Below are 19357 nucleotides of genomic sequence, written 5' to 3' on the forward strand. Positions count from 1 at the left end.
CAACATCTAATACCCTTGTGCGGTTAAGTTTGTATTCATATATTTTCAATCACGATGAAGACTTTCCGGGGCTTTATCGTGGGATTAAAAACACGCACATCTAATATAATAAAACCTACAGGTCAATATGTCAAGAAAATGTTACACCAGGTTAGGTTGTTTTCAGAAAAGCGGAAGCGACTTGCACAGGGGCGACAGGCATAAGACGAACCGGCGAGAAGGTTGCTCTTTAACCTTTTTGACGGATTGGCTTATGACCCGAGCCCCTAGGCGCTGCAGCTAGACATTATCACATTTTAATCATAAAAGACTTCCCAAAGATACAATCCATGACCTGGAGCTGTCTTTCCTGATAGCCTCCGGTCTTTATGGGCTAATATTATCGGAATATCCTCAGGGCTGCGTTCACCCGATCCGACCTCTAATAAAGTTCCAACTAAAATACGAACCATATTATACAAAAAGCCATTTCCAACAAAACGGATCGTCAGTAACTCATCCATACGTGTAAAGTCAATCGATTCAATCGTTCGAACTTTATCAACTACTTCCGTCTTTGCCGCACAAAAACTAGTAAAGTCATGTGTACCAAGGACAAGTTTACTTGCCTGCTCCATCGCCTGTAAATTTAAACGGTATGGATATTGATAAGCAAATTTCCGCTGAAAGGGATCTCTTTTTTGAGATAAATGAAGAACATAGCGATATTCCTTCCCTTTCGCGTCGAAGCGGGCATGAAAGGACTCGGTGACAGGAACAACCTTTAGAACGGAAATATCTTCAGGCAGCATGGAATTCAATGCTTTCTCCCACTTGTCAGCTGGAATCAGTAGTGGTGAATCAAAATGAATGACTTGTCCTTTTGCGTGGACACCGGCATCCGTTCGTCCTGAGCCGACGACTTTGACCGTATCACCCTTATGCATTTTTGATAAAACAGCTTCTAATACAGACTGTACGGTTCGCTTATTTGGTTGGACTTGATAGCCGGAAAAGCCCGACCCGTCATAGGAAATAATACATTTATACCTTGCCATGGTTTCGCTCCATTATGATCGTAATAAAAGTAGTAGGATCGATAGAAGGACTAATACCCCCATCTGTAAGGAATCAGCTATTTTCCAGGATAATTCCCGGTATTTTGTTCTTCCTTCCCCACCTTGATACCCTCTAGCCTCCATCGCGATCGCCAATTCCTCCGCTCGTTTAAAGGAACTGACAAACAATGGGATAAGCAGTGGAATGACGGCTTTAATGCGTTCCTTAAAAGGGCCGCTTGCAAACTCAACGCCACGGGCTATTTGCGCCTTCATTATTTTATCCGTTTCCTGCATAAGTGTTGGAATGAACCTTAAGGAAATAGACATCATTAATGCCATTTCGTGGACAGGGAAACGGACCTTATTTAAAGGATGTAACAACGTTTCAAGGCCATCGGTAATCTCAATTGGGGTGGTGGTTAACGTCAACAGTGACGTCATTAAAATTAAGAAAAAGAATCGTAAGGAAATAAAAATCCCCTGCCTGACTCCTTCCTCATAAATTTTTACAGGACCTAGTTCAAATAAAAGGGTACCCTCTTTTGTGAAAAACAGTTGCAGCACTAGGGTAAAAAGAACGAGCCAGATGACTGGTTTAAGACCCCCATATAAAAAGCGCACCGGGACCCGCGACAATCCAAGCATTAAAAAAGTATAAATTCCAATAAGTGCATAGGTTACGACATTGTTTGCTAAAAAAATAACACAAACAAAAAGAAAGATAATCATTAATTTTGAACGAGGGTCCATTTTATGAATAATAGAATCTGACGGGACATAGCGCCCAAAAATCATTTTTTCCATCATGAGTGAACACCTCTACTTAATACCTTAGTAACAGCAGTAGACAACTCATCAATGGTTAGAAAAATTTTCTCAAATTTCATGCCAAGTTTCTCCTCAAGCTTCAGTTGAAACCGAACGACTTCAGGAACATCAAGTCCCATTTCAACCAGCTCAGTCGGTGCGGAGAAAATCTCTTCTGCTGTCCCTTTTTTGGCAACTTTCCCTTGCTGCATAATCACAATTTGGTCTGCGTATCTAGCAGCATCCTCCATACTATGTGTAACAAGAATGGTAGAGAGCTTTCTTTCCTTATGGAGAGAAAAGAACATGTCCATAACTTCTTTTCGGCCTCTTGGGTCTAAACCCGCAGTAGGCTCGTCCAGGACAATAACATCGGGCTCCATTGCAAGTACTCCTGCAATTGCGACGCGGCGCATTTGTCCACCAGAGAGGTCAAACGGTGATTTATTTAGAATATCTTCCTCTAAACCCACTTGTTTTAAAGCAATCCGTGCCCTTTCCTTTGCTTCTGTTTCAGAAACCCCAAAATTCATAGGCCCAAAAATAATATCTTTTTCGACCGTCTCTTCAAATAATTGGTGTTCAGGAAATTGAAAGACGATGCCAACTTTTTGGCGGACTTTTTTTAAGTTCTTATTTTTTTGCAAAGCTTTAATTTCATGTTCACCAATTGCTACTGTTCCTTTTGTTGGTTGAAGGAGAGCGTTTAAATGCTGCAGGACTGTTGATTTCCCTGAACCGGTATGACCAATAATCGCCATATACACACCTGAAGGAATATCAATAGACACATCCTCAATGGCCAGTCGTTCAAAAGGAGTATTGACTTGATAACGATAATCTACATGTTTGAGCGAGATGTCCATAACTCTTTCACCAACTCTTCTTCCGATAAATAGTGCCTAGATAGATCGATTCCATGATTCCTTAAAGCTTTCGTCATTTTCACTGAAAAAGGAATATCTAACCCTAACTGAACCAATTGTTCATCCATAGAGAAAATCTCTTCAGGTGTACCCTCCCGGAAGACCTCCCCTTTGTTCATGACGATGATTCGATCCGCCTTAGCCGCCTCTTCTAAATCATGTGTAATCGAGATAACGGTCAATGATTTCTCTTCTTTTAATAATCGGACGGTCTCTAATACCTCTTCGCGTCCTCTTGGATCAAGCATGGAAGTTGCCTCATCAAGTATGATGATCGATGGCCGTAATGCTAGCACACCGGCTATTGCCACACGTTGCTTTTGTCCGCCTGATAGATGGTGGGGCTCTTGATATAGAAACTTATCCATCTTAACTCTCTTTAACGAATCCTCGACCCTTGTGACCATTTCGTCTCTAGGTATGCCGTTATTTTCTAGACCAAAAGCCACATCATCCTGTACTGTCGTTCCAACAAATTGATTGTCAGGGTTTTGAAAGACCATCCCTAATTTTTTACGGATATCCCAAATTGACTCTTCATCCAACTTTATTCCGCAAACTGTAATCTCACCTGTTTGTGGAAATTGCAGCCCATTTAAGAGTTTTGCCATCGTGGATTTACCTGACCCATTATGACCGACAATAGCAAGCCATTCTCCCTCATTTATATCAAATGAGACATTGTTCAAAGCATAACGTTCTTGTGCGTCATATTGAAAAGATACTCCATTAAGAGATACAATCGAGTTTTTCACAGATAATTCCTCCTCTCAGCTATACTATTCTCCGCTCATTATTTCTTTTACATATAAAAAAAAGCCTGCACCTCGTCCCTATGCAGTTTCGCTGTAAACTGCAGTTTAAGGAATTTCTATAAAAGAAATGAGAGGAGGTGCATGAGCTAGACGAGACGTATTTAATTCAATCTGCACAACAATAGCGCGAGATGATAAAAGATACAAGAAATCAAGTCACATAAAAAGTTACAAGAAATCAAGTAGGACTTTTAGATTGTCTCCAATGAATTGGAGTTACGCTCATCGTAACACTCTTTTTGGCTTGGGTCATCTTGATATAAGATTCACTTACAGAAAAAGGGCAAAGAACAAGTTTGTTTGTAAACTGTCCAGCGCCCTTGTTGTCTGTTAAAGCTATATTAAACTAACTCGATAATAACCATTGGTGCACCGTCACCGCGGCGTGGTCCAAGTTTCATAATACGAGTGTATCCACCTTGACGCTCTTGATAACGCGGAGCGATATCAGCGAAAAGTTTTTGTACTGCACTTGTATTATTTTCAGCATCAGCAACTTCGTTACGAACATATGAAGCAGCTTGACGACGAGCGTGTAAATCACCACGTTTACCTAAAGTGATCATTTTTTCAACAGTCACACGAATTTCCTTCGCACGAGTTTCTGTTGTTTCAATGCGCTCATTGATAATTAAATCTGTAGTTAAATCACGTAGCATAGCTTTACGCTGTGCACTTGTGCGTCCTAACTTTCTGTATGCCATGAAGGGTTCCCTCCTTTGTTGAAGTCATTAAACGGATTAACGCATGTGTATTACGATTAACAAATCAGTCGTCTTTACGCAAGCCTAATCCAAGCTCTTCTAGTTTTGCCTTCACTTCTTCAAGTGATTTACGGCCTAAGTTACGAACTTTCATCATATCTTCTTCAGTCTTATTAGCTAATTCCTGAACAGTGTTGATTCCAGCACGTTTTAAGCAATTGTAAGAACGAACAGAAAGATCTAGTTCTTCAATAGTCATTTCAAGAACTTTTTCTTTTTGGTCTTCTTCTTTTTCAATCATGATTTCAGCATTTTGAGCTTCATCAGTTAAACCAACGAAAATATTCAAATGCTCGGTCAAAATTTTGGATCCAAGAGCGATCGCTTCTTTTGGCCCAGTGCTTCCATCTGTCCAAACATCAAGTGTGAGCTTGTCGAAATTAGACATTTGACCAACACGTGTGTTTTCTACTTGAAATTGTACACGAGAAACTGGTGTGAAAATGGAATCAATGGGTATAACACCTATTGGTTGATCTTCTCTTTTGTTTTGAACAGCCGGTGTATATCCACGTCCACGTCTAGCAGTCAAACGCATGCGAAGATGACCATTTGCAGCTAATGTTGCAATATGAAGCTCAGGATTTAAAACCTCAACATCACTATCATGAGTGATATTGCCAGCTAAAACTGGACCCTCACCTTGTACATCAAACTCAAGCGTCTTCTCTTCATCAGAGTAGATTTTTAAAGCTAATTTTTTAATGTTTAAAATGATGGATGTTACATCCTCTACGACGCCTTCAATTGTTGAGAACTCATGAAGTACCCCATCGATTTGAATCGATGTAACCGCGGCACCTGGGAGTGAAGATAATAGGATACGACGTAAGGAGTTACCCAAAGTGGTACCATATCCACGCTCAAGTGGCTCTACGATGAATTTGCCATACTTAGCATCATCGTTGATCTCAATCGTTTCGATTTTTGGTTTTTCTATTTCGATCATCAAATAACCCTCCTTCAAAACGTCGAAACTCTAAATCAGCATATTTGCTAATTAAAAGTCCCCATGTATACGTTCCCGTTTTGTGCACAACAACTGGAATAAATCTTCTGTAAGAGTGCAAAAAATTAGTATCATATCCCATTATAGACGCATGATACAAAATCTATACAGAAAAATTAAACACGACGACGTTTTGGTGGACGGCATCCATTATGAGGAACAGGTGTAACGTCTTTAATTGCAGTTACTTCTAGACCAGCAGCTTGAAGAGCACGGATTGCAGCTTCACGTCCTGCACCAGGTCCTTTAACAGTAACTTCTAAAGTTTTCATACCATGTTCAATGGAAGTCTTAGCTGCTGTTTCAGCCGCCATTTGTGCAGCAAATGGTGTAGATTTACGAGAACCTCTAAATCCAAGCGCACCTGCACTTGACCATGAAATTGCATTACCATGTACATCAGTAATTGTTACAATCGTATTGTTAAATGTTGAACGGATATGAGCGATACCAGCTTCAATATTCTTTTTAACACGACGTTTACGTGTATTCGTTTTACGTGCCATTTAAATTAACCTCCTTTACCGATTACTTCTTCTTGTTCGCTACAGTCTTACGAGGACCTTTGCGTGTACGAGCGTTGTTTTTCGTATTTTGTCCACGAACTGGTAAACCACGACGATGACGTAATCCGCGGTAGCAGCCGATTTCCATTAAACGCTTAATGTTAAGAGAAATTTCACGGCGAAGGTCACCTTCAACTTTTAATTTGTCGATGATGTCACGGATTTTGTTTAATTCGTCTTCTGTTAAATCACGTACACGTGTATCTTCAGAAACACCAGCTTCTGCTAGTACTTTTTGTGCAGTATTTTTACCAATTCCATAAATGTAAGTTAAAGAGATAACTACACGTTTTTCACGTGGAATATCTACACCAGCAATACGTGCCATAGAAAATGCGCACCTCCTTCAAAATTAACCTTGTTTTTGTTTATGTTTAGGGTTTTCACAGATAACCATAACTTTTCCGCGTCTACGGATAACTTTACATTTTTCGCAGATGGGTTTAACAGATGGTCTTACTTTCATTATTATCCTAACCTCCTTAGTAGTACGGAGTGCAAGCATTATTTAAAGCGGTAAGTAATTCTTCCGCGTGTTAAGTCATATGGAGAAAGCTCAACAGTCACTTTGTCACCCGGAAGGATCCGAATGAAATGCATTCGTATTTTACCAGAAACATGCGCTAGCACGGTATGACCGTTTTCTAATTCTACCTTAAACATTGCATTTGGCAATGTTTCAATGACTTTACCTTCAATTTCAATTACATCATCTTTGGCCATCGATCTCGTCTCCCTTCTCTTTTCAGGATTGCGTTTATTCAAACTAGGTAGACCAAGCAAAGCTATTCGCTCGTATGTCGTCCTGCAACCTTTCAATTCTAACATATTGAGCAGCATTCTGTCCTCAGTAAATATTACAAATTACCTAAAAACGGACCAGAATTGATAACAACTATTGAAATCCATACAAAATTTATAATTTGGTTAGGATTTCAAATCCTGCATCAGTGATCGCAACCGTATGCTCGAAATGCGCACAACGCCTGCCGTCAACAGTTACAACTGTCCAATTGTCAGTCAATGTTCTCACATATCGGCTTCCGGCATTTACCATCGGTTCAATAGCAAGTACCATTCCAGGCATAAGACGCGGACCATTGTTTGGTGGACCAAAATGTGGAATTTGAGGTTCCTCATGTAAGTCTTGCCCTACTCCGTGTCCTACATACTCGCGTACAATAGAAAAGCCATTTGCTTCCACATACGTTTGAATCGCATGGGAGATGTTCGAGAGTCGCTCGCCCGGTTTTGCTTCGTTTATGCCTAGATAAAGAGATTCCTCTGTTACCTTCAGCAAATGCTGGGAAATATCATCAATCTTTCCTACAGCATAGGTCCAAGCTGAATCACCGTGATAACCATCATACTTAGCACCGATATCGATGCTAATAATGTCTCCTTCATTGAGAACATGATTACCAGGAATTCCATGAACAAGTTCTTCGTTCACACTTGTACAAATGCTGCCGCGAAAACCATTATACCCTTTAAACGAAGGAAATGCATCTTGTGAGAGAATAAATTCTTCAGCAATCATGTCTAATTCCTTTGTGGTAATCCCAGGAGCTACGTGTTTTTGTAACTCTTGGTGGGTAAGGGCCACAATCCGCCCGGCCGCGCGCATGATTTCAATTTCCCTAGGGGTTTTGCAAATGATCATTATAAGCCCCCAAGTAATTGCTCGATATCAGCGAATACCTTGTTAATATCCTGCTGACCATCAATCGTGCGAAGATAACCTTTTGTTTCATAAAAAGTTAATAATGGTTCTTGTTGTTTGATATTAACGTCTAATCGATTTTGAACAGTTTCTTCATTATCATCCGCTCTTTGGTATAACTCACCGCCGCAACGATCGCATACGCCATCTTGTTTTGGAGGATTAAAAACTAAATGATACGTAGAACCACATTCTTTACAAATACGACGCCCTGTCAAACGTTCCATTAATAAATCCTTAACCACGTTAATATTAATTACATAGTCAATTTTTTTATTTAAATCAACTAAAAGATTTTCCAACGCTTCTGCTTGAGGTACAGTTCTAGGAAAGCCATCTAAAAGGAATCCCTTTTGACAATCTTCCTTGCTTAATCGTTCACGAACAATTCCGATTGTTACTTCATCAGGAACAAGTTCGCCCTTATCCATGAATGATTTCGCTTGTAAACCTAGTTCTGTTCCTTCTTTCATCGCTGCACGGAACATATCTCCAGTAGAGATATGAGGGATGCCGTAATTTTCGACGATTCTTTCAGCTTGAGTACCTTTTCCGGCACCCGGAAGCCCCATTAATACTAAATTCACACGTGTTCCCCCCTCGTGCTATAAATTGGTTTTAGGGAGCAGTGGCCCCCAAAACCTTTAATTTATAAAGCCTTTATAGTGACGTTTAACTAATTGTGCTTCAAGTTGTTTCATCGTATCTAATGCTACACCGACAACGATTAGCAAACTTGTTCCACCGATTTGAGCCGATTGCGGCAGATTGGCTAAATTAATAAATAACATAGGCAATACAGCAATCACTGCTAGGAAGAGTGCACCAACAAAAGTTAAACGATATAAGACGCGTGTTAAGTATTCTTGCGTGCTCTTTCCTGGACGGATCCCTGGAATATAGCCGCTTTGCTTTTGCAAGTTTTCCGCTGCTTGTTCAGGGTTAACTTGGATAAATGCATAGAAATAAGTAAACGCGATAATTAACGCAGCATATAACGTCATCCCAATTGGATGAGAATAATCAAATACTTTTGTAATCCAAAGTGTTACATCATTAGTTGGAAAAAATGATGCGACCGTTCTTGGTGTTACAATGAATGAAACAGCAAAGATTACAGGAATTACACCCGCAGCATTAACTTTTAATGGCATGTGAGTGGATTGTCCTCCGACAGGATTACGTCCAGCAACCACACGTTTAGCATATTGAATAGGTATCTTACGATTTGCTTGTTGGATAAAAATAACTCCAACTACGATAGCCACAACAGCAAGTGCTATTAACACTACAGTAACAATACGTAAGAATAATGCCTCTCCTGCATTCTCAAATTGCTGTACATAAATTTGATTAATAGTTGATGGCATTCCAGCAACGATACCGGCAAAGATGATAATGGAAATTCCATTACCAACACCTTTTTCAGTAATCTGCTCCCCTAACCACATTAAAAATGCTGTACCTGCAGTTAAGACAACTGCAATAAGCAGATACGTAGCTATTCCGGGATTTTCAATCAGTTGACCGCTGGCTAAATTATTAAAGCCATAGGACATACCTAATGCTTGGATAAAACCAAGCACAATTGTGAAATATCGAGTGATTTGAGCAATCTTACGACGACCTGATTCACCCTGCTTAGACCATTCCGTAAATTTCGGTACAACGTCCATTTGCAGGAGTTGTATAATGATCGAAGCAGTGATATATGGCATGATACCCATTGCAAAGATGGAGAATTGTTTTAATGCTCCACCGCCAAAAGTATTTAAAATTCCGAAAACACTAAGCTTATCTTGATTAGCAAGTACATCTGCATTTACATTGGGTACTGGGATAAATGTACCTAATCGAAATACGACTAACATTAAAAGGGTGAATATGATCTTCCGTCGTATCTCACCCACGCGCATAAAATTGGAGATTGTCTGGAACATTAGATCACCTCAGTGTTTCCACCAGCAGCTTCGATCGCTTCCTTAGCAGCAGAGGAGAATTTGTGAGCTTTGACAGTCAACTTTTTCTCTACGTTCCCTTTTGCAAGAATTTTGATTCCTGCTTTTTCGTTGCTTACTACACCTGATTCGATAAGAAGTTCTGGAGTAACTTCTGTACCTTCAGCAAAGCGGTTTAAAGCATCAAGATTTACAACTGCATATTCCTTACGGCTGAAGTTTGTAAATCCGCGTTTTGGTAAACGACGATATAAAGGTGTTTGACCACCTTCAAATCCTAGACGTACACCGCCACCCGAACGAGCGTTTTGACCTTTATGACCTTTACCGGCAGTTTTTCCTTGACCAGAACCGATACCGCGTCCTAGACGCTTACGTTCTTTACGAGAACCCTCAGCAGGTTTTAGTTCATGAAGTTTCATATTGGCACCTCCTTATGAAAGAAAACAATCAATTATTGTTCTTTAACTGTTACAAGGTGAGCAACTTTGGTAATCATACCGCGAATAGCAGCGTTATCTTGATGCTCAACTGTTTGATTCAATTTACGTAATCCTAAAGCTTTAACTGTTTCACGTTGGTCGCCAGGACGGCCAATTACGCTGCGAGTGAGGGTAACTAATAGTTTATTCGCCATTTTATTTCCCCCCGTATCCTAACAGTTCTTCTACTGATTTTCCACGTAGTTTAGCTACGTCTTCAGCACGTTTTAATTGTTTTAAACCATCAATTGTTGCACGAACCATGTTAATAGGAGTATTTGTTCCTAATGACTTAGAAAGGATGTCAGCTACTCCGCCTAACTCAAGAACAGCACGAACTGGACCGCCAGCGATAACTCCTGTACCTTCTGAAGCAGGTTTTAGAAGAATTTCACCAGCACCAAAACGTCCGATTACTTGGTGAGGAATGGTAGTTCCAACCATAGCAACTTCTATTAAGTTTTTCTTTGCATCTTCGATGGCTTTACGAATAGCATCAGGTACTTCTTGAGCTTTACCAGTACCGAAACCAACGTGACCGTTTTTATCGCCTACAACAACAAGGGCTGTAAAGCGGAAACGACGTCCACCTTTAACAACTTTCGCAACACGGTTAACCGTGACTACGCGTTCTTCTAGTTCAAGTTTGTTTGGATCAATACGACGCATCTTTTTGTGTCCCTCCTTTGTCTTTTAGAATTGTAAGCCGTTTTCACGGGCAGCATCAGCTAATACTTGAATACGTCCATGGTATAGGTATCCGCCACGATCAAAGACAATAGAAGTGATACCTTTTTCTACCGCACGTTTAGCAACTAACTCACCGATCATCTTAGCAGCTTCAACATTATTAGTTGATTCTAAAGTAAAGTCTTTATCTAAAGTAGAAGCACTCGCTAAAGTTACTCCATTAATGTCATCAATTATTTGAGCATAAATATGTTTGTTAGAACGAAACACATTTAGACGTGGACGAGCTGAAGTACCGCTAAGTTTCGCACGAACACGAGCATGTCTTTTCTTGCGAGTAGCGTTTTTATCAAGCTTCGTAATCATTTACGTCACTCCTTTCGTTTACCTATGAGGCATTACTTACCAGTTTTACCTTCTTTACGACGAACAAATTCACCTTCGTAACGAATTCCTTTACCTTTATAAGGCTCAGGAGGACGAACTCCGCGAATATTCGCTGCTAATGCACCAACACGTTCTTTGTCAGTACCTTTGATAACGATTTTTGTATTAGCAGGCACCTCGATTTCAAGGCCCTCTTCAGGTTCGATCTCAACTGGATGAGAGTATCCAACGTTTAATACAAGCTTGGTACCTTGCTTTTGAGCACGATAACCAACCCCGATTAACTCTAAGCCTCTAGTGAAGCCAGTGGATACACCTTCAATCATGTTCGCAAGCACGGCACGAGTAGTTCCGTGTAATGCGCGGTGTTCTTTTACATCAGAAGGACGAGTGATTGTTACAAGATTTTCTTCCACGTTGATAGTAATATCAGGATGGAAAGTACGAGTAAGTTCACCTTTAGGTCCTTTAACTGTAGCAGTACTATTATTTAAAGTAACTGTAACTCCTGCTGGAATAACAATTGGTTTTTTTCCTACGCGAGACATTTAGTGCACCTCCATTCATTCAAAAGCTCAATTACCAAACGTAAGCTAATACTTCTCCGCCGACTTGTTTTGCACGAGCTTCTTTATCTGTAATAACACCATTTGATGTTGATACTAATGCGATACCAAGACCGTTAAGAACGCGTGGTACCTCAGTTGATTTTGCGTAAACTCTAAGTCCAGGCTTGCTTATGCGCTTAAGACCAGTAATAACACGTTCATTACTAGCACCGTATTTTAAGAAGATACGGATGATACCTTGTTTGTTGTCTTCGATGAATTCGACGTCACGTACGAAACCTTCGCGCTTTAAAATTTCAGCAATTTCTTTTTTCATATTAGAAGCAGGCACTTCTAACTTTTCGTGACGCACCATATTCGCATTACGAATGCGAGTAAGCATATCAGCAATTGGATCTGTCATGACCATTATTTTTACCTCCTTCCCAGACTTGGGTTTTACCAGCTAGCTTTTTTAACACCAGGAATTTGTCCTTTGTACGCTAATTCGCGGAAACAAATACGACAAAGCTTAAATTTACGGTATACAGAGTGTGGACGGCCACAACGTTCGCAGCGTGTATACTCTTGTACTGCATATTTAGGCGTGCGCTTTTGTTTCGCAATCATTGACTTTTTAGCCACGTTTTCGCCTCCATTATTTAACGATTACTTTTGGAATGGCATTCCAAATTGAGTTAAAAGTTCACGAGATTCTTCATCAGTTTTAGCAGTCGTTACGATAACGATATCCATACCACGAACCTTGCTTACTTTATCGTAATCAATTTCAGGGAAGATTAATTGTTCTTTAATCCCTAATGTATAGTTACCGCGACCGTCGAATGCTTTTTTAGAAATACCACGGAAGTCACGTACACGAGGTAAAGAAACTGAAACTAATTTATCCAAGAATTCGTACATGCGCTCACCGCGAAGTGTAACTTTTGCACCGATTGGCATACCTTCACGAAGGCGGAAGCCAGCGATAGATTTTTTCGCACGTGTCACGACTGGTTTTTGACCTGTGATCGTTGAAAGTTCTTCAACTGCATTATCAAGTGCCTTTGCATTTGCAACTGCGTCACCAACGCCCATATTCACGACGATTTTATCAAGTTTAGGAACTTCCATAACTGATTTATAGTTGAACTTGCTCATAAGAGCAGGAGTAACTTCTTTAACAAATTTTTCTTTTAGGCGGTTCACTTATTGTACCTCCCTTCTTAATTTTAAACTATTTATCTAAAATTTCACCGGATTTTGCTACGCGTACTTTTTTGCCATCTACCGTAGTGGAACCTACACGAGTCGGGTTACCAGACTTAGGATCGATAGGCATTACGTTCGATACATGAATTGGAGCCTCAAAGCTAATGATTCCGCCTTGTGGATTCACTTGAGAAGGTTTTGAGTGTTTTTTTGCAATGTTCACGCCTTCTACTAGTACACGGCTTTCTTTAGGATAAGCAGCAAGGATTACTCCTGTTTTGCCTTTATCCTTTCCAGAGATGACTCTTACGTTGTCACCTTTTTTCACATGCATCATTAAGCACCTCCTTAAAGGCATTTGAATTTAAATTATAATACTTCTGGAGCTAGAGAAACAATTTTCATAAAGTTGTTGTCGCGAAGTTCGCGGGCAACTGGTCCGAAGATACGTGTTCCACGTGGGCTCTTATCATCTTTGATAATTACACATGCGTTTTCATCGAAACGAATGTATGAACCGTCAGGACGACGGGCACCGCTCTTTGTACGAACAATAACTGCTTTAACAACGTCACCTTTTTTAACAACGCCACCTGGTGTTGCTTGTTTTACTGTACAGACGATAACATCACCAATACCAGCAAATTTGCGACCTGAACCACCAAGAACTTTAATCGTTAGTACCTCACGAGCACCAGAGTTGTCAGCAACTTTTAAACGTGATTCTTGTTGAATCATGTGTGTAACCTCCCTTCGGAATGAAGCTTAATCCGAACAATTAAATAATAACTGCTTTTTCTACAACCTCAACTAAACGGAAACGCTTAGTAGCTGAAAGCGGACGAGTTTCCATGATACGTACTACATCGCCGATTTTTGCTTCGTTTTGCTCATCATGAGCTTTATACTTTTTAGAGTACTTAACGCGTTTACCATATAAAGGATGCTTTTTTTGTGTTTCAACAAGAACAGTTACTGTTTTATCCATCTTGTCAGAAACAACGCGTCCTGTGTAAACTTTACGTTGGTTGCGTTCACTCATAGTGTGAACCTCCCTTCAATTATCACTTGTTAACGTTGATTTCTCTTTCACGAACAACCGTTTTCATACGAGCAATCGCTTTGCGTACTTCACGAATGCGAGCAGTGTTTTCAAGTTGTCCTGTCGCCAATTGAAAGCGAAGGTTGAAAAGTTCTTCTTTTAAAGATTTTACTTTTTGTTCAATTTCAGCAGTGGTTAGGTCACGAAGTTCATTAGCTTTCATTTGATTCACCACCAATTTCTTCTCGTTTTACAAACTTACACTTAACAGGAAGTTTGTGCATTGCAAGTCGAAGTGCTTCACGAGCGATCTCTTCAGAAACGCCAGCAATTTCGAACATGATTTTTCCAGGCTTAACAACAGCTACCCAGCCTTCAGGTGCCCCTTTACCGGAACCCATCCGTACTTCTAGAGGTTTAGCAGTGTAAGGCTTGTGTGGGAAAATTTTAATCCAAACTTTACCGCCACGTTTCATGTAACGTGTCATCGCAATACGAGCAGCTTCGATTTGACGATTCGTGATCCATGAAGCTTCTAAAGCTTGTAGGCCGAATTCACCGAAAGTTACTTCTGTACCGCCTTTTGCGTTACCACGCATGTTACCACGGTGTTGACGGCGATATTTTACGCGTTTTGGCAATAACATGATTATTTGCCTCCTTCCGCATTTTTCTTCTTAGTAGGAAGGACTTCTCCCTTATAGATCCATACTTTTACGCCTAACTTACCATAAGTAGTATCGGCTTCAGCAGTAGCATAGTCGATATCAGCGCGAAGTGTATGAAGTGGAACAGTTCCTTCGCTGTAATGTTCAGCACGAGCGATATCTGCACCGCCAAGACGACCAGATACTTGTGTTTTAATACCTTTTGAACCAGCGCGCATAGCACGTTGAATTGCTTGCTTTTGTGCACGACGGAAAGATACACGGTTTTCTAATTGACGAGCAATATTTTCAGCAACTAGTTTCGCATCAACGTCAGCTCTCTTGATTTCAAGAATGTTGATGTGAACACGTTTGCCAGTTAATTGATTTAATGCTTTACGAAGTGCTTCAACTTCCGTACCGCCTTTACCAATAACCATACCAGGCTTAGCTGTATGCACTGTTACGTTTACACGGTTTGCAGCACGTTCGATTTCTACTTTAGAAACAGAAGCATCTTTTAAACGCTTCGTGATGTATTCACGAATTTTAAGGTCTTCGTGTAAAAGAGTAGCGAAGTCTTTGCCTGCGTACCATTTAGATTCCCAATCACGAATGATTCCAATACGCAAACCGACAGGATTTACTTTTTGACCCACAGCTTATCCCTCCTTCTTTTCTGATAATACGATTGTGATGTGGCTTGTGCGCTTTAAGATCTGGCTTGCACGGCCCATTGCGCGAGGACGGAAACGTTTCAACGTTGGTCCTTCGTCAACAAATGCTTGAGCAACAACTAGGTTGTTAACGTCCATTTCATAGTTATGTTCAGCATTTGCCATAGCGGATTTTAATACTTTTTCCACGATTGGAGAAGCAGCCTTAGGAGTGAGATTTAAAATCGCCACAGCTTCACCAATTTGCTTACCTCGAATTAAATCTACGACTAAACGTGCTTTACGAGGAGCAATACGAACTGTTCTTGCAACAGCTTTAGCTTGCATTTGGATGCCCTCCTCTCTTAACGTCTTGTTTTCTTGTCATCATTACCATGGCCCTTGTAAGCACGAGTTGGAGCGAACTCTCCAAGCTTGTGTCCTACCATGTCTTCAGTAACATATACAGGCACGTGTTTGCGACCATCATATACAGCGATAGTGTGGCCAATAAATTGTGGGAAGATTGTAGAACGGCGTGACCAAGTTTTAATAACTTGTTTGCTTTCAGTCTCGTTCAACTTTTCAACCTTAACCATTAAATGATCATCAACAAATGGTCCTTTTTTTAAGCTGCGACCCATGAAGGAACCTCCCTTCGTGACTGTTCTACGGTTCTTTCTTTGAACCGTAGGAGAATCACGTTATTTTTTACGACGACGTACGATAAACTTATCTGATTTGTTTTTCTTTTTACGAGTTTTGTATCCAAGAGTTGGTTTACCCCATGGAGACATTGGTGATTTACGTCCGATTGGTGAACGTCCTTCACCACCACCGTGTGGGTGATCGTTAGGGTTCATAACAGATCCACGTACAGTTGGGCGCTTGCCTAACCAACGATTACGTCCTGCTTTACCAATGTTAATAAGTTCATGTTGTTCGTTACCTACTTGACCGATTGTTGCACGGCATTCAGCAAGAATCATACGAACTTCACCAGAATTCAAACGTACTAATACGTATTTTCCTTCTTTACCAAGTACTTGAGCGCTTGTTCCAGCAGAACGAACTAACTGGCCGCCTTTACCTGGTTTTAACTCGATGTTGTGTACTACTGTACCAACAGGAATGTTTGTTAGTGGAAGTGCGTTACCCACTTTAATATCAGCCTCAGGGCCAGACATTACTTCCAATCCAACTACTAGGTTTTTAGGGGCTAAGATATAACGCTTTTCTCCATCCACGTAGTTGATTAACGCGATATTTGCAGAACGGTTTGGATCGTATTCGATCGTAGCAACGCGTCCAGGAATGCCATCTTTGTTACGTTTAAAGTCAATTAAACGATATTGACGTTTGTGACCGCCACCTTGATGACGAACAGTTAACTTACCTTGGTTATTACGGCCGCCTTTTCTCTTTACTGGTGCTAAAAGAGATTTTTCTGGAGTGCTAGTTGTGATTTCTGCGAAATCAGAAGTAGTCATTCCGCGACGACCATTGGAGGTAGGTTTGTACTTTTTAATCGCCATTTTATTTCCCTCCTCTTCTTGATAGGTTCTTATGCTTCAAAGAATTCGATTTCTTTGCTATCAGTAGTTAATTTTACAATTGCTTTACGACGTTTATTTGTGTAACCACCGAATTTTCCCATACGCTTAAATTTACCTTTGTAGTTCATGATGTTTACTTTCTCAACATCAACGCTAAAGATTTCTTCAATCGCATCTTTAACTTGAGTTTTGTTAGCTCTAACATCAACTTCAAAAGTATATTTTTTCTCAGCCATTAGGTCAGTAGTACGTTCAGTGATAACGGGGCGCTTAATGATATCGCGTGCATCCATTATGCAAGCACCTCCTCTACTTTTTCAACCGCTGCTTTAGTCATGATCAATTTCTCATGATTAACAACATCTAATACGTTAATTCCATCTGCTGTTACTACTGTGATACCAGGAATGTTACGAGCAGAAAGTGCTACATTTTCATCAAGGTCAGCTGTAACGATTAATGCTTTTTTCTCAACAGAAAGACCGCTTAATACTGTTTTGAAATCTTTCGTTTTCGGAGTATCGATAGCTAGGATATCTAACACTAAAATGTTTTCTTCTAATACTTTAGAAGAAAGCGCAGATTTGATTGCTAAACGACGCACTTTTTTCGGTAATTTATAGCTGTAGCTGCGTGGTGTTGGACCGAATACAGTACCACCTCCGCGCCATTGTGGAGAACGGATTGACCCTTGACGAGCGCGTCCAGTTCCTTTTTGACGCCATGGCTTACGACCACCGCCGCGTACTTCAGAACGAATTTTAGTTTTATGAGTTCCTTGACGTAATGAAGCTCTTTGCATAACAATTGCTTCGAATAATACGTGCTGGTTAGGCTCAATACCAAATACAGAATCATTAAGTTCGATATCACCAACTTGTGATCCAGTTTGGTTTAATAATGCTACTTTAGGCATTCCTTTGTTCCTCCTTTCTTAAAAAGTTACTATGCTTTAATCGCACCTTTAATTTTTAATAAAGCTTTTTTAGCGCCAGGTACATTACCTTTGATTAAAAGTAAGTTACGCTCTGTATCAACCTTTACGATTTCAAGGTTTTGTACAGTGATTTGTTCTCCACCCATACGGCCAGGTAATAATTTACCTTTGAATACGCGGTTTGGAGCAACTGGTCCCATTGAACCAGGACGACGGTGGTAACGTGAACCGTGAGCCATTGGGCCGCGTGATTGTCCGTGGCGCTTAATTACACCTTGGAAACCTTTACCCTTTGAGATTCCTGTTACATCTACGATATCGCCAGCAGCGAAAATATCAACCTTGACTTCTTGACCAACTTCATAGCTTGCTAAGTCATCTCCGCGGAATTCGCGAACGAAGCGCTTAGGAGCAGTGTTTGCTTTAGCAACATGGCCTTTTTCTGGTTTGTTAGCTAACTTTTCACGTTTGTCTTCAAAACCAACTTGAACTGCAACATATCCATCGCTGTCAACTGATTTCTTTTGAAGAACTACGTTTGGAGCTACCTCAACTACAGTTACAGGAATTAAGTTACCGTTACTAGCAAATACTTGAGTCATACCAATCTTTCTTCCTAAGATTCCTTTGGTCATTTAAGTCACACCTCCTAGATTATTTATCATTTATTTTGATTAAAGTTTAATTTCGATATCAACACCAGATGGTAAATCTAAACGCATTAACGCATCAACTGTTTGTGGAGTTGGGTTAACTATGTCGATTAGACGCTTATGTGTCCGTTGTTCGAATTGCTCACGTGAATCTTTGTACTTATGAACCGCACGCAGAATCGTGTAAATAGTTTTTTCAGTTGGTAGCGGAATTGGACCAGACACAGCCGCACCAGAACGTTTTGCTGTTTCAACGATTTTTTCTGCAGATTGATCAAGGATTCTGTGATCATACGCTTTTAAACGGATACGAATTTTTTGTTTTGCCATTATTTTCCCTCCTTTATTCGCCTATTTTCTAAATAGACATTCTCAGTGAAAATTTCCCTCACACACTCGCCATGGCAAAGCGGCCGGGTGTGTCAGCAACCTTCCACATCATCGCAGTCAAAGACCAACATTGTCTATTATACATAAAACATAAAACAAACGCAACACTTATTACGATTTTTTTTTATGCTTCTGTTTCGAACACTTTTCCTATTATAGCGGCTGAAATACACTTTATCAACTATTATTATCAATCTCCAGAAATATCCTAATGCAATAGTTGCGGTGCGAATATTATGAATATATTTCTATAGAAGAAACTCGGAATAGTAGTGGTTTTTAATATAGTAAGTTCTGATGTTGACTTCAATTTGCATACTGACTCGAAATAGGTTTTTATCGACCGTTTCACTGGTTTATTGTCTCAGATGCGCTTATAAACCGTTCATATACACCATTCAGAGTGAATAATAGGCAAAATAGGCTTTATAAACCCTTCTTAACGACCGTTTCACTGGTTTATTGGCCAGACAGGATTTATAAAACGTTCATATTTACCACATCAGTGGTTTTTAGCTAGAATAGGCTTTATAAACTCTTTTTATTGAC

General features: G+C 40.2%; 34 protein-coding genes. All 34 read right to left on the reverse strand.

Annotated elements, in window-relative coordinates; all coding sequences use genetic code 11:
* Positions 1–296: 296 nt before the first annotated feature.
* Positions 297–1037: a tRNA pseudouridine(38-40) synthase TruA gene (gene truA, locus COE25_RS19705; protein ID WP_088085007.1), complete on the reverse strand. Its 741-nt coding sequence runs from the start codon at positions 1035–1037 to the stop codon at positions 297–299.
* A gap of 12 nt (positions 1038–1049) precedes the next feature.
* Positions 1050–1847, reverse strand: coding sequence for an energy-coupling factor transporter transmembrane component T family protein (locus COE25_RS19710; RefSeq protein WP_088085006.1), 798 nt, complete (start codon positions 1845–1847; stop codon positions 1050–1052).
* Positions 1844–2713, reverse strand: coding sequence for an energy-coupling factor ABC transporter ATP-binding protein (locus tag COE25_RS19715; protein ID WP_098933835.1), 870 nt, complete (start codon positions 2711–2713; stop codon positions 1844–1846). Before COE25_RS19715 ends, COE25_RS19710 begins: the two co-directional genes overlap by 4 nt.
* Entirely contained in the window at positions 2689–3528 is an 840-nt protein-coding gene (locus tag COE25_RS19720) for an energy-coupling factor ABC transporter ATP-binding protein (protein WP_088085004.1), read from the reverse strand. Before COE25_RS19720 ends, COE25_RS19715 begins: the two co-directional genes overlap by 25 nt.
* A gap of 401 nt (positions 3529–3929) precedes the next feature.
* A complete protein-coding gene (rplQ, locus tag COE25_RS19725) occupies positions 3930–4292 on the reverse strand; it encodes a 50S ribosomal protein L17 (protein WP_088085003.1) in 363 nt (120 codons plus the stop codon).
* Between the two features lie 64 nt (positions 4293–4356).
* Positions 4357–5301, reverse strand: coding sequence for a DNA-directed RNA polymerase subunit alpha (locus COE25_RS19730; RefSeq protein WP_088085002.1), 945 nt, complete (start codon positions 5299–5301; stop codon positions 4357–4359).
* A 176-nt stretch (positions 5302–5477) separates the two neighbouring features.
* The gene (rpsK, locus tag COE25_RS19735) at positions 5478–5867 is read right to left on the reverse strand and encodes a 30S ribosomal protein S11 (RefSeq protein WP_075689916.1); all 390 of its coding nucleotides are present in this window, start codon (positions 5865–5867) and stop codon (positions 5478–5480) included.
* 22 nt (positions 5868–5889) lie between these two features.
* The gene (rpsM, locus tag COE25_RS19740) at positions 5890–6255 is read right to left on the reverse strand and encodes a 30S ribosomal protein S13 (protein ID WP_026565543.1); all 366 of its coding nucleotides are present in this window, start codon (positions 6253–6255) and stop codon (positions 5890–5892) included.
* A 24-nt stretch (positions 6256–6279) separates the two neighbouring features.
* On the reverse strand, positions 6280–6393 hold the full coding sequence (rpmJ, locus tag COE25_RS19745; protein ID WP_000868344.1) for a 50S ribosomal protein L36: 114 nt from the start codon (positions 6391–6393) through the stop codon (positions 6280–6282).
* 38 nt (positions 6394–6431) lie between these two features.
* Complete coding sequence (gene infA / locus COE25_RS19750; RefSeq protein ID WP_007085268.1) at positions 6432–6650, reverse strand: translation initiation factor IF-1; 219 nt, start codon at positions 6648–6650, stop codon at positions 6432–6434.
* Between the two features lie 193 nt (positions 6651–6843).
* Entirely contained in the window at positions 6844–7590 is a 747-nt protein-coding gene (map, locus tag COE25_RS19755; RefSeq protein ID WP_098933836.1) for a type I methionyl aminopeptidase, read from the reverse strand.
* On the reverse strand, positions 7590–8237 hold the full coding sequence (locus COE25_RS19760; protein WP_098933837.1) for an adenylate kinase: 648 nt from the start codon (positions 8235–8237) through the stop codon (positions 7590–7592). Before COE25_RS19760 ends, map begins: the two co-directional genes overlap by 1 nt.
* Positions 8238–8294: 57 nt before the next feature.
* On the reverse strand, positions 8295–9590 hold the full coding sequence (secY, locus tag COE25_RS19765; RefSeq protein WP_088084999.1) for a preprotein translocase subunit SecY: 1296 nt from the start codon (positions 9588–9590) through the stop codon (positions 8295–8297).
* Entirely contained in the window at positions 9590–10030 is a 441-nt protein-coding gene (rplO, locus tag COE25_RS19770) for a 50S ribosomal protein L15 (protein ID WP_088084998.1), read from the reverse strand. Before rplO ends, secY begins: the two co-directional genes overlap by 1 nt.
* A gap of 32 nt (positions 10031–10062) precedes the next feature.
* Entirely contained in the window at positions 10063–10245 is a 183-nt protein-coding gene (rpmD, locus tag COE25_RS19775) for a 50S ribosomal protein L30 (RefSeq protein WP_088084997.1), read from the reverse strand.
* A gap of 1 nt (position 10246) precedes the next feature.
* Positions 10247–10759: a 30S ribosomal protein S5 gene (gene rpsE / locus COE25_RS19780; protein WP_088084996.1), complete on the reverse strand. Its 513-nt coding sequence runs from the start codon at positions 10757–10759 to the stop codon at positions 10247–10249.
* 24 nt (positions 10760–10783) lie between these two features.
* On the reverse strand, positions 10784–11146 hold the full coding sequence (gene rplR, locus COE25_RS19785) for a 50S ribosomal protein L18 (protein WP_088084995.1): 363 nt from the start codon (positions 11144–11146) through the stop codon (positions 10784–10786).
* 32 nt (positions 11147–11178) lie between these two features.
* Positions 11179–11715 carry a 50S ribosomal protein L6 gene (gene rplF, locus COE25_RS19790; protein ID WP_088084994.1) on the reverse strand — a complete coding sequence of 179 codons (537 nt, stop codon included), beginning with the start codon at positions 11713–11715 and terminating at the stop codon, positions 11179–11181.
* A gap of 31 nt (positions 11716–11746) precedes the next feature.
* Positions 11747–12145: a 30S ribosomal protein S8 gene (gene rpsH, locus COE25_RS19795; protein WP_088084993.1), complete on the reverse strand. Its 399-nt coding sequence runs from the start codon at positions 12143–12145 to the stop codon at positions 11747–11749.
* 29 nt (positions 12146–12174) lie between these two features.
* Positions 12175–12360 carry a type Z 30S ribosomal protein S14 gene (locus COE25_RS19800; protein ID WP_034676107.1) on the reverse strand — a complete coding sequence of 62 codons (186 nt, stop codon included), beginning with the start codon at positions 12358–12360 and terminating at the stop codon, positions 12175–12177.
* A 24-nt stretch (positions 12361–12384) separates the two neighbouring features.
* Entirely contained in the window at positions 12385–12924 is a 540-nt protein-coding gene (rplE, locus tag COE25_RS19805) for a 50S ribosomal protein L5 (RefSeq protein WP_088084992.1), read from the reverse strand.
* A gap of 28 nt (positions 12925–12952) precedes the next feature.
* Positions 12953–13261, reverse strand: coding sequence for a 50S ribosomal protein L24 (rplX, locus tag COE25_RS19810; RefSeq protein ID WP_098933856.1), 309 nt, complete (start codon positions 13259–13261; stop codon positions 12953–12955).
* A gap of 35 nt (positions 13262–13296) precedes the next feature.
* The gene (gene rplN / locus COE25_RS19815) at positions 13297–13665 is read right to left on the reverse strand and encodes a 50S ribosomal protein L14 (protein WP_026565532.1); all 369 of its coding nucleotides are present in this window, start codon (positions 13663–13665) and stop codon (positions 13297–13299) included.
* 40 nt (positions 13666–13705) lie between these two features.
* Entirely contained in the window at positions 13706–13969 is a 264-nt protein-coding gene (rpsQ, locus tag COE25_RS19820; RefSeq protein WP_088084990.1) for a 30S ribosomal protein S17, read from the reverse strand.
* 22 nt (positions 13970–13991) lie between these two features.
* Positions 13992–14192: a 50S ribosomal protein L29 gene (rpmC, locus tag COE25_RS19825; RefSeq protein WP_026565530.1), complete on the reverse strand. Its 201-nt coding sequence runs from the start codon at positions 14190–14192 to the stop codon at positions 13992–13994.
* Entirely contained in the window at positions 14182–14616 is a 435-nt protein-coding gene (gene rplP / locus COE25_RS19830; protein WP_026565529.1) for a 50S ribosomal protein L16, read from the reverse strand. Before rplP ends, rpmC begins: the two co-directional genes overlap by 11 nt.
* A 2-nt stretch (positions 14617–14618) precedes the next feature.
* The gene (gene rpsC, locus COE25_RS19835; protein ID WP_098933838.1) at positions 14619–15275 is read right to left on the reverse strand and encodes a 30S ribosomal protein S3; all 657 of its coding nucleotides are present in this window, start codon (positions 15273–15275) and stop codon (positions 14619–14621) included.
* Positions 15276–15278: 3 nt separating this feature from the next.
* Entirely contained in the window at positions 15279–15620 is a 342-nt protein-coding gene (rplV, locus tag COE25_RS19840) for a 50S ribosomal protein L22 (RefSeq protein WP_088084987.1), read from the reverse strand.
* Between the two features lie 17 nt (positions 15621–15637).
* Positions 15638–15916 carry a 30S ribosomal protein S19 gene (rpsS, locus tag COE25_RS19845; RefSeq protein ID WP_026565526.1) on the reverse strand — a complete coding sequence of 93 codons (279 nt, stop codon included), beginning with the start codon at positions 15914–15916 and terminating at the stop codon, positions 15638–15640.
* A gap of 60 nt (positions 15917–15976) precedes the next feature.
* Positions 15977–16807: a 50S ribosomal protein L2 gene (gene rplB / locus COE25_RS19850; protein WP_088084986.1), complete on the reverse strand. Its 831-nt coding sequence runs from the start codon at positions 16805–16807 to the stop codon at positions 15977–15979.
* A gap of 29 nt (positions 16808–16836) precedes the next feature.
* Entirely contained in the window at positions 16837–17124 is a 288-nt protein-coding gene (rplW, locus tag COE25_RS19855; RefSeq protein ID WP_174523456.1) for a 50S ribosomal protein L23, read from the reverse strand.
* On the reverse strand, positions 17121–17744 hold the full coding sequence (gene rplD, locus COE25_RS19860) for a 50S ribosomal protein L4 (RefSeq protein WP_088084985.1): 624 nt from the start codon (positions 17742–17744) through the stop codon (positions 17121–17123). The genes rplW and rplD overlap by 4 nt, the downstream gene beginning before the upstream one ends.
* 29 nt (positions 17745–17773) lie before the next feature.
* Positions 17774–18400, reverse strand: coding sequence for a 50S ribosomal protein L3 (gene rplC, locus COE25_RS19865; RefSeq protein WP_098933839.1), 627 nt, complete (start codon positions 18398–18400; stop codon positions 17774–17776).
* Positions 18401–18439: 39 nt separating this feature from the next.
* A complete protein-coding gene (gene rpsJ, locus COE25_RS19870; RefSeq protein WP_066094693.1) occupies positions 18440–18748 on the reverse strand; it encodes a 30S ribosomal protein S10 in 309 nt (102 codons plus the stop codon).
* Between the last annotated feature and the right edge of the window lie 609 nt (positions 18749–19357).

Source organism: Bacillus sp. AFS031507 (assembly GCF_002584635.1).
Taxonomy (GTDB): Bacteria; Bacillota; Bacilli; order Bacillales; family Cytobacillaceae; genus Neobacillus.

Bases quoted from the DNA above. Each gene is read 5' to 3' on its own strand.
- truA (WP_088085007.1), bottom strand. From the start codon at position 1,037: ATGGCAAGGTATAAATGTATTATTTCCTATGACGGGTCGGGCTTTTCC.
- COE25_RS19710 (WP_088085006.1), bottom strand. From the start codon at position 1,847: ATGATGGAAAAAATGATTTTTGGGCGCTATGTCCCGTCAGATTCTATT.
- COE25_RS19715 (WP_098933835.1), bottom strand. From the start codon at position 2,713: ATGGACATCTCGCTCAAACATGTAGATTATCGTTATCAAGTCAATACT.
- rplQ (WP_088085003.1), bottom strand. From the start codon at position 4,292: ATGGCATACAGAAAGTTAGGACGCACAAGTGCACAGCGTAAAGCTATG.
- COE25_RS19730 (WP_088085002.1), bottom strand. From the start codon at position 5,301: ATGATCGAAATAGAAAAACCAAAAATCGAAACGATTGAGATCAACGAT.
- rpsK (WP_075689916.1), bottom strand. From the start codon at position 5,867: ATGGCACGTAAAACGAATACACGTAAACGTCGTGTTAAAAAGAATATT.
- rpsM (WP_026565543.1), bottom strand. From the start codon at position 6,255: ATGGCACGTATTGCTGGTGTAGATATTCCACGTGAAAAACGTGTAGTT.
- rpmJ (WP_000868344.1), bottom strand. From the start codon at position 6,393: ATGAAAGTAAGACCATCTGTTAAACCCATCTGCGAAAAATGTAAAGTT.
- infA (WP_007085268.1), bottom strand. From the start codon at position 6,650: ATGGCCAAAGATGATGTAATTGAAATTGAAGGTAAAGTCATTGAAACA.
- map (WP_098933836.1), bottom strand. From the start codon at position 7,590: ATGATCATTTGCAAAACCCCTAGGGAAATTGAAATCATGCGCGCGGCC.
- secY (WP_088084999.1), bottom strand. From the start codon at position 9,590: ATGTTCCAGACAATCTCCAATTTTATGCGCGTGGGTGAGATACGACGG.
- rplO (WP_088084998.1), bottom strand. From the start codon at position 10,030: ATGAAACTTCATGAACTAAAACCTGCTGAGGGTTCTCGTAAAGAACGT.
- rpmD (WP_088084997.1), bottom strand. From the start codon at position 10,245: ATGGCGAATAAACTATTAGTTACCCTCACTCGCAGCGTAATTGGCCGT.
- rpsE (WP_088084996.1), bottom strand. From the start codon at position 10,759: ATGCGTCGTATTGATCCAAACAAACTTGAACTAGAAGAACGCGTAGTC.
- rplR (WP_088084995.1), bottom strand. From the start codon at position 11,146: ATGATTACGAAGCTTGATAAAAACGCTACTCGCAAGAAAAGACATGCT.
- rplF (WP_088084994.1), bottom strand. From the start codon at position 11,715: ATGTCTCGCGTAGGAAAAAAACCAATTGTTATTCCAGCAGGAGTTACA.
- rpsH (WP_088084993.1), bottom strand. From the start codon at position 12,145: ATGGTCATGACAGATCCAATTGCTGATATGCTTACTCGCATTCGTAAT.
- rplX (WP_098933856.1), bottom strand. From the start codon at position 13,261: ATGCATGTGAAAAAAGGTGACAACGTAAGAGTCATCTCTGGAAAGGAT.
- rplN (WP_026565532.1), bottom strand. From the start codon at position 13,665: ATGATTCAACAAGAATCACGTTTAAAAGTTGCTGACAACTCTGGTGCT.
- rpsQ (WP_088084990.1), bottom strand. From the start codon at position 13,969: ATGAGTGAACGCAACCAACGTAAAGTTTACACAGGACGCGTTGTTTCT.
- rpmC (WP_026565530.1), bottom strand. From the start codon at position 14,192: ATGAAAGCTAATGAACTTCGTGACCTAACCACTGCTGAAATTGAACAA.
- rplP (WP_026565529.1), bottom strand. From the start codon at position 14,616: ATGTTATTGCCAAAACGCGTAAAATATCGCCGTCAACACCGTGGTAAC.
- rplV (WP_088084987.1), bottom strand. From the start codon at position 15,620: ATGCAAGCTAAAGCTGTTGCAAGAACAGTTCGTATTGCTCCTCGTAAA.
- rpsS (WP_026565526.1), bottom strand. From the start codon at position 15,916: ATGGGTCGCAGCTTAAAAAAAGGACCATTTGTTGATGATCATTTAATG.
- rplB (WP_088084986.1), bottom strand. From the start codon at position 16,807: ATGGCGATTAAAAAGTACAAACCTACCTCCAATGGTCGTCGCGGAATG.
- rplD (WP_088084985.1), bottom strand. From the start codon at position 17,744: ATGCCTAAAGTAGCATTATTAAACCAAACTGGATCACAAGTTGGTGAT.
- rplC (WP_098933839.1), bottom strand. From the start codon at position 18,400: ATGACCAAAGGAATCTTAGGAAGAAAGATTGGTATGACTCAAGTATTT.
- rpsJ (WP_066094693.1), bottom strand. From the start codon at position 18,748: ATGGCAAAACAAAAAATTCGTATCCGTTTAAAAGCGTATGATCACAGA.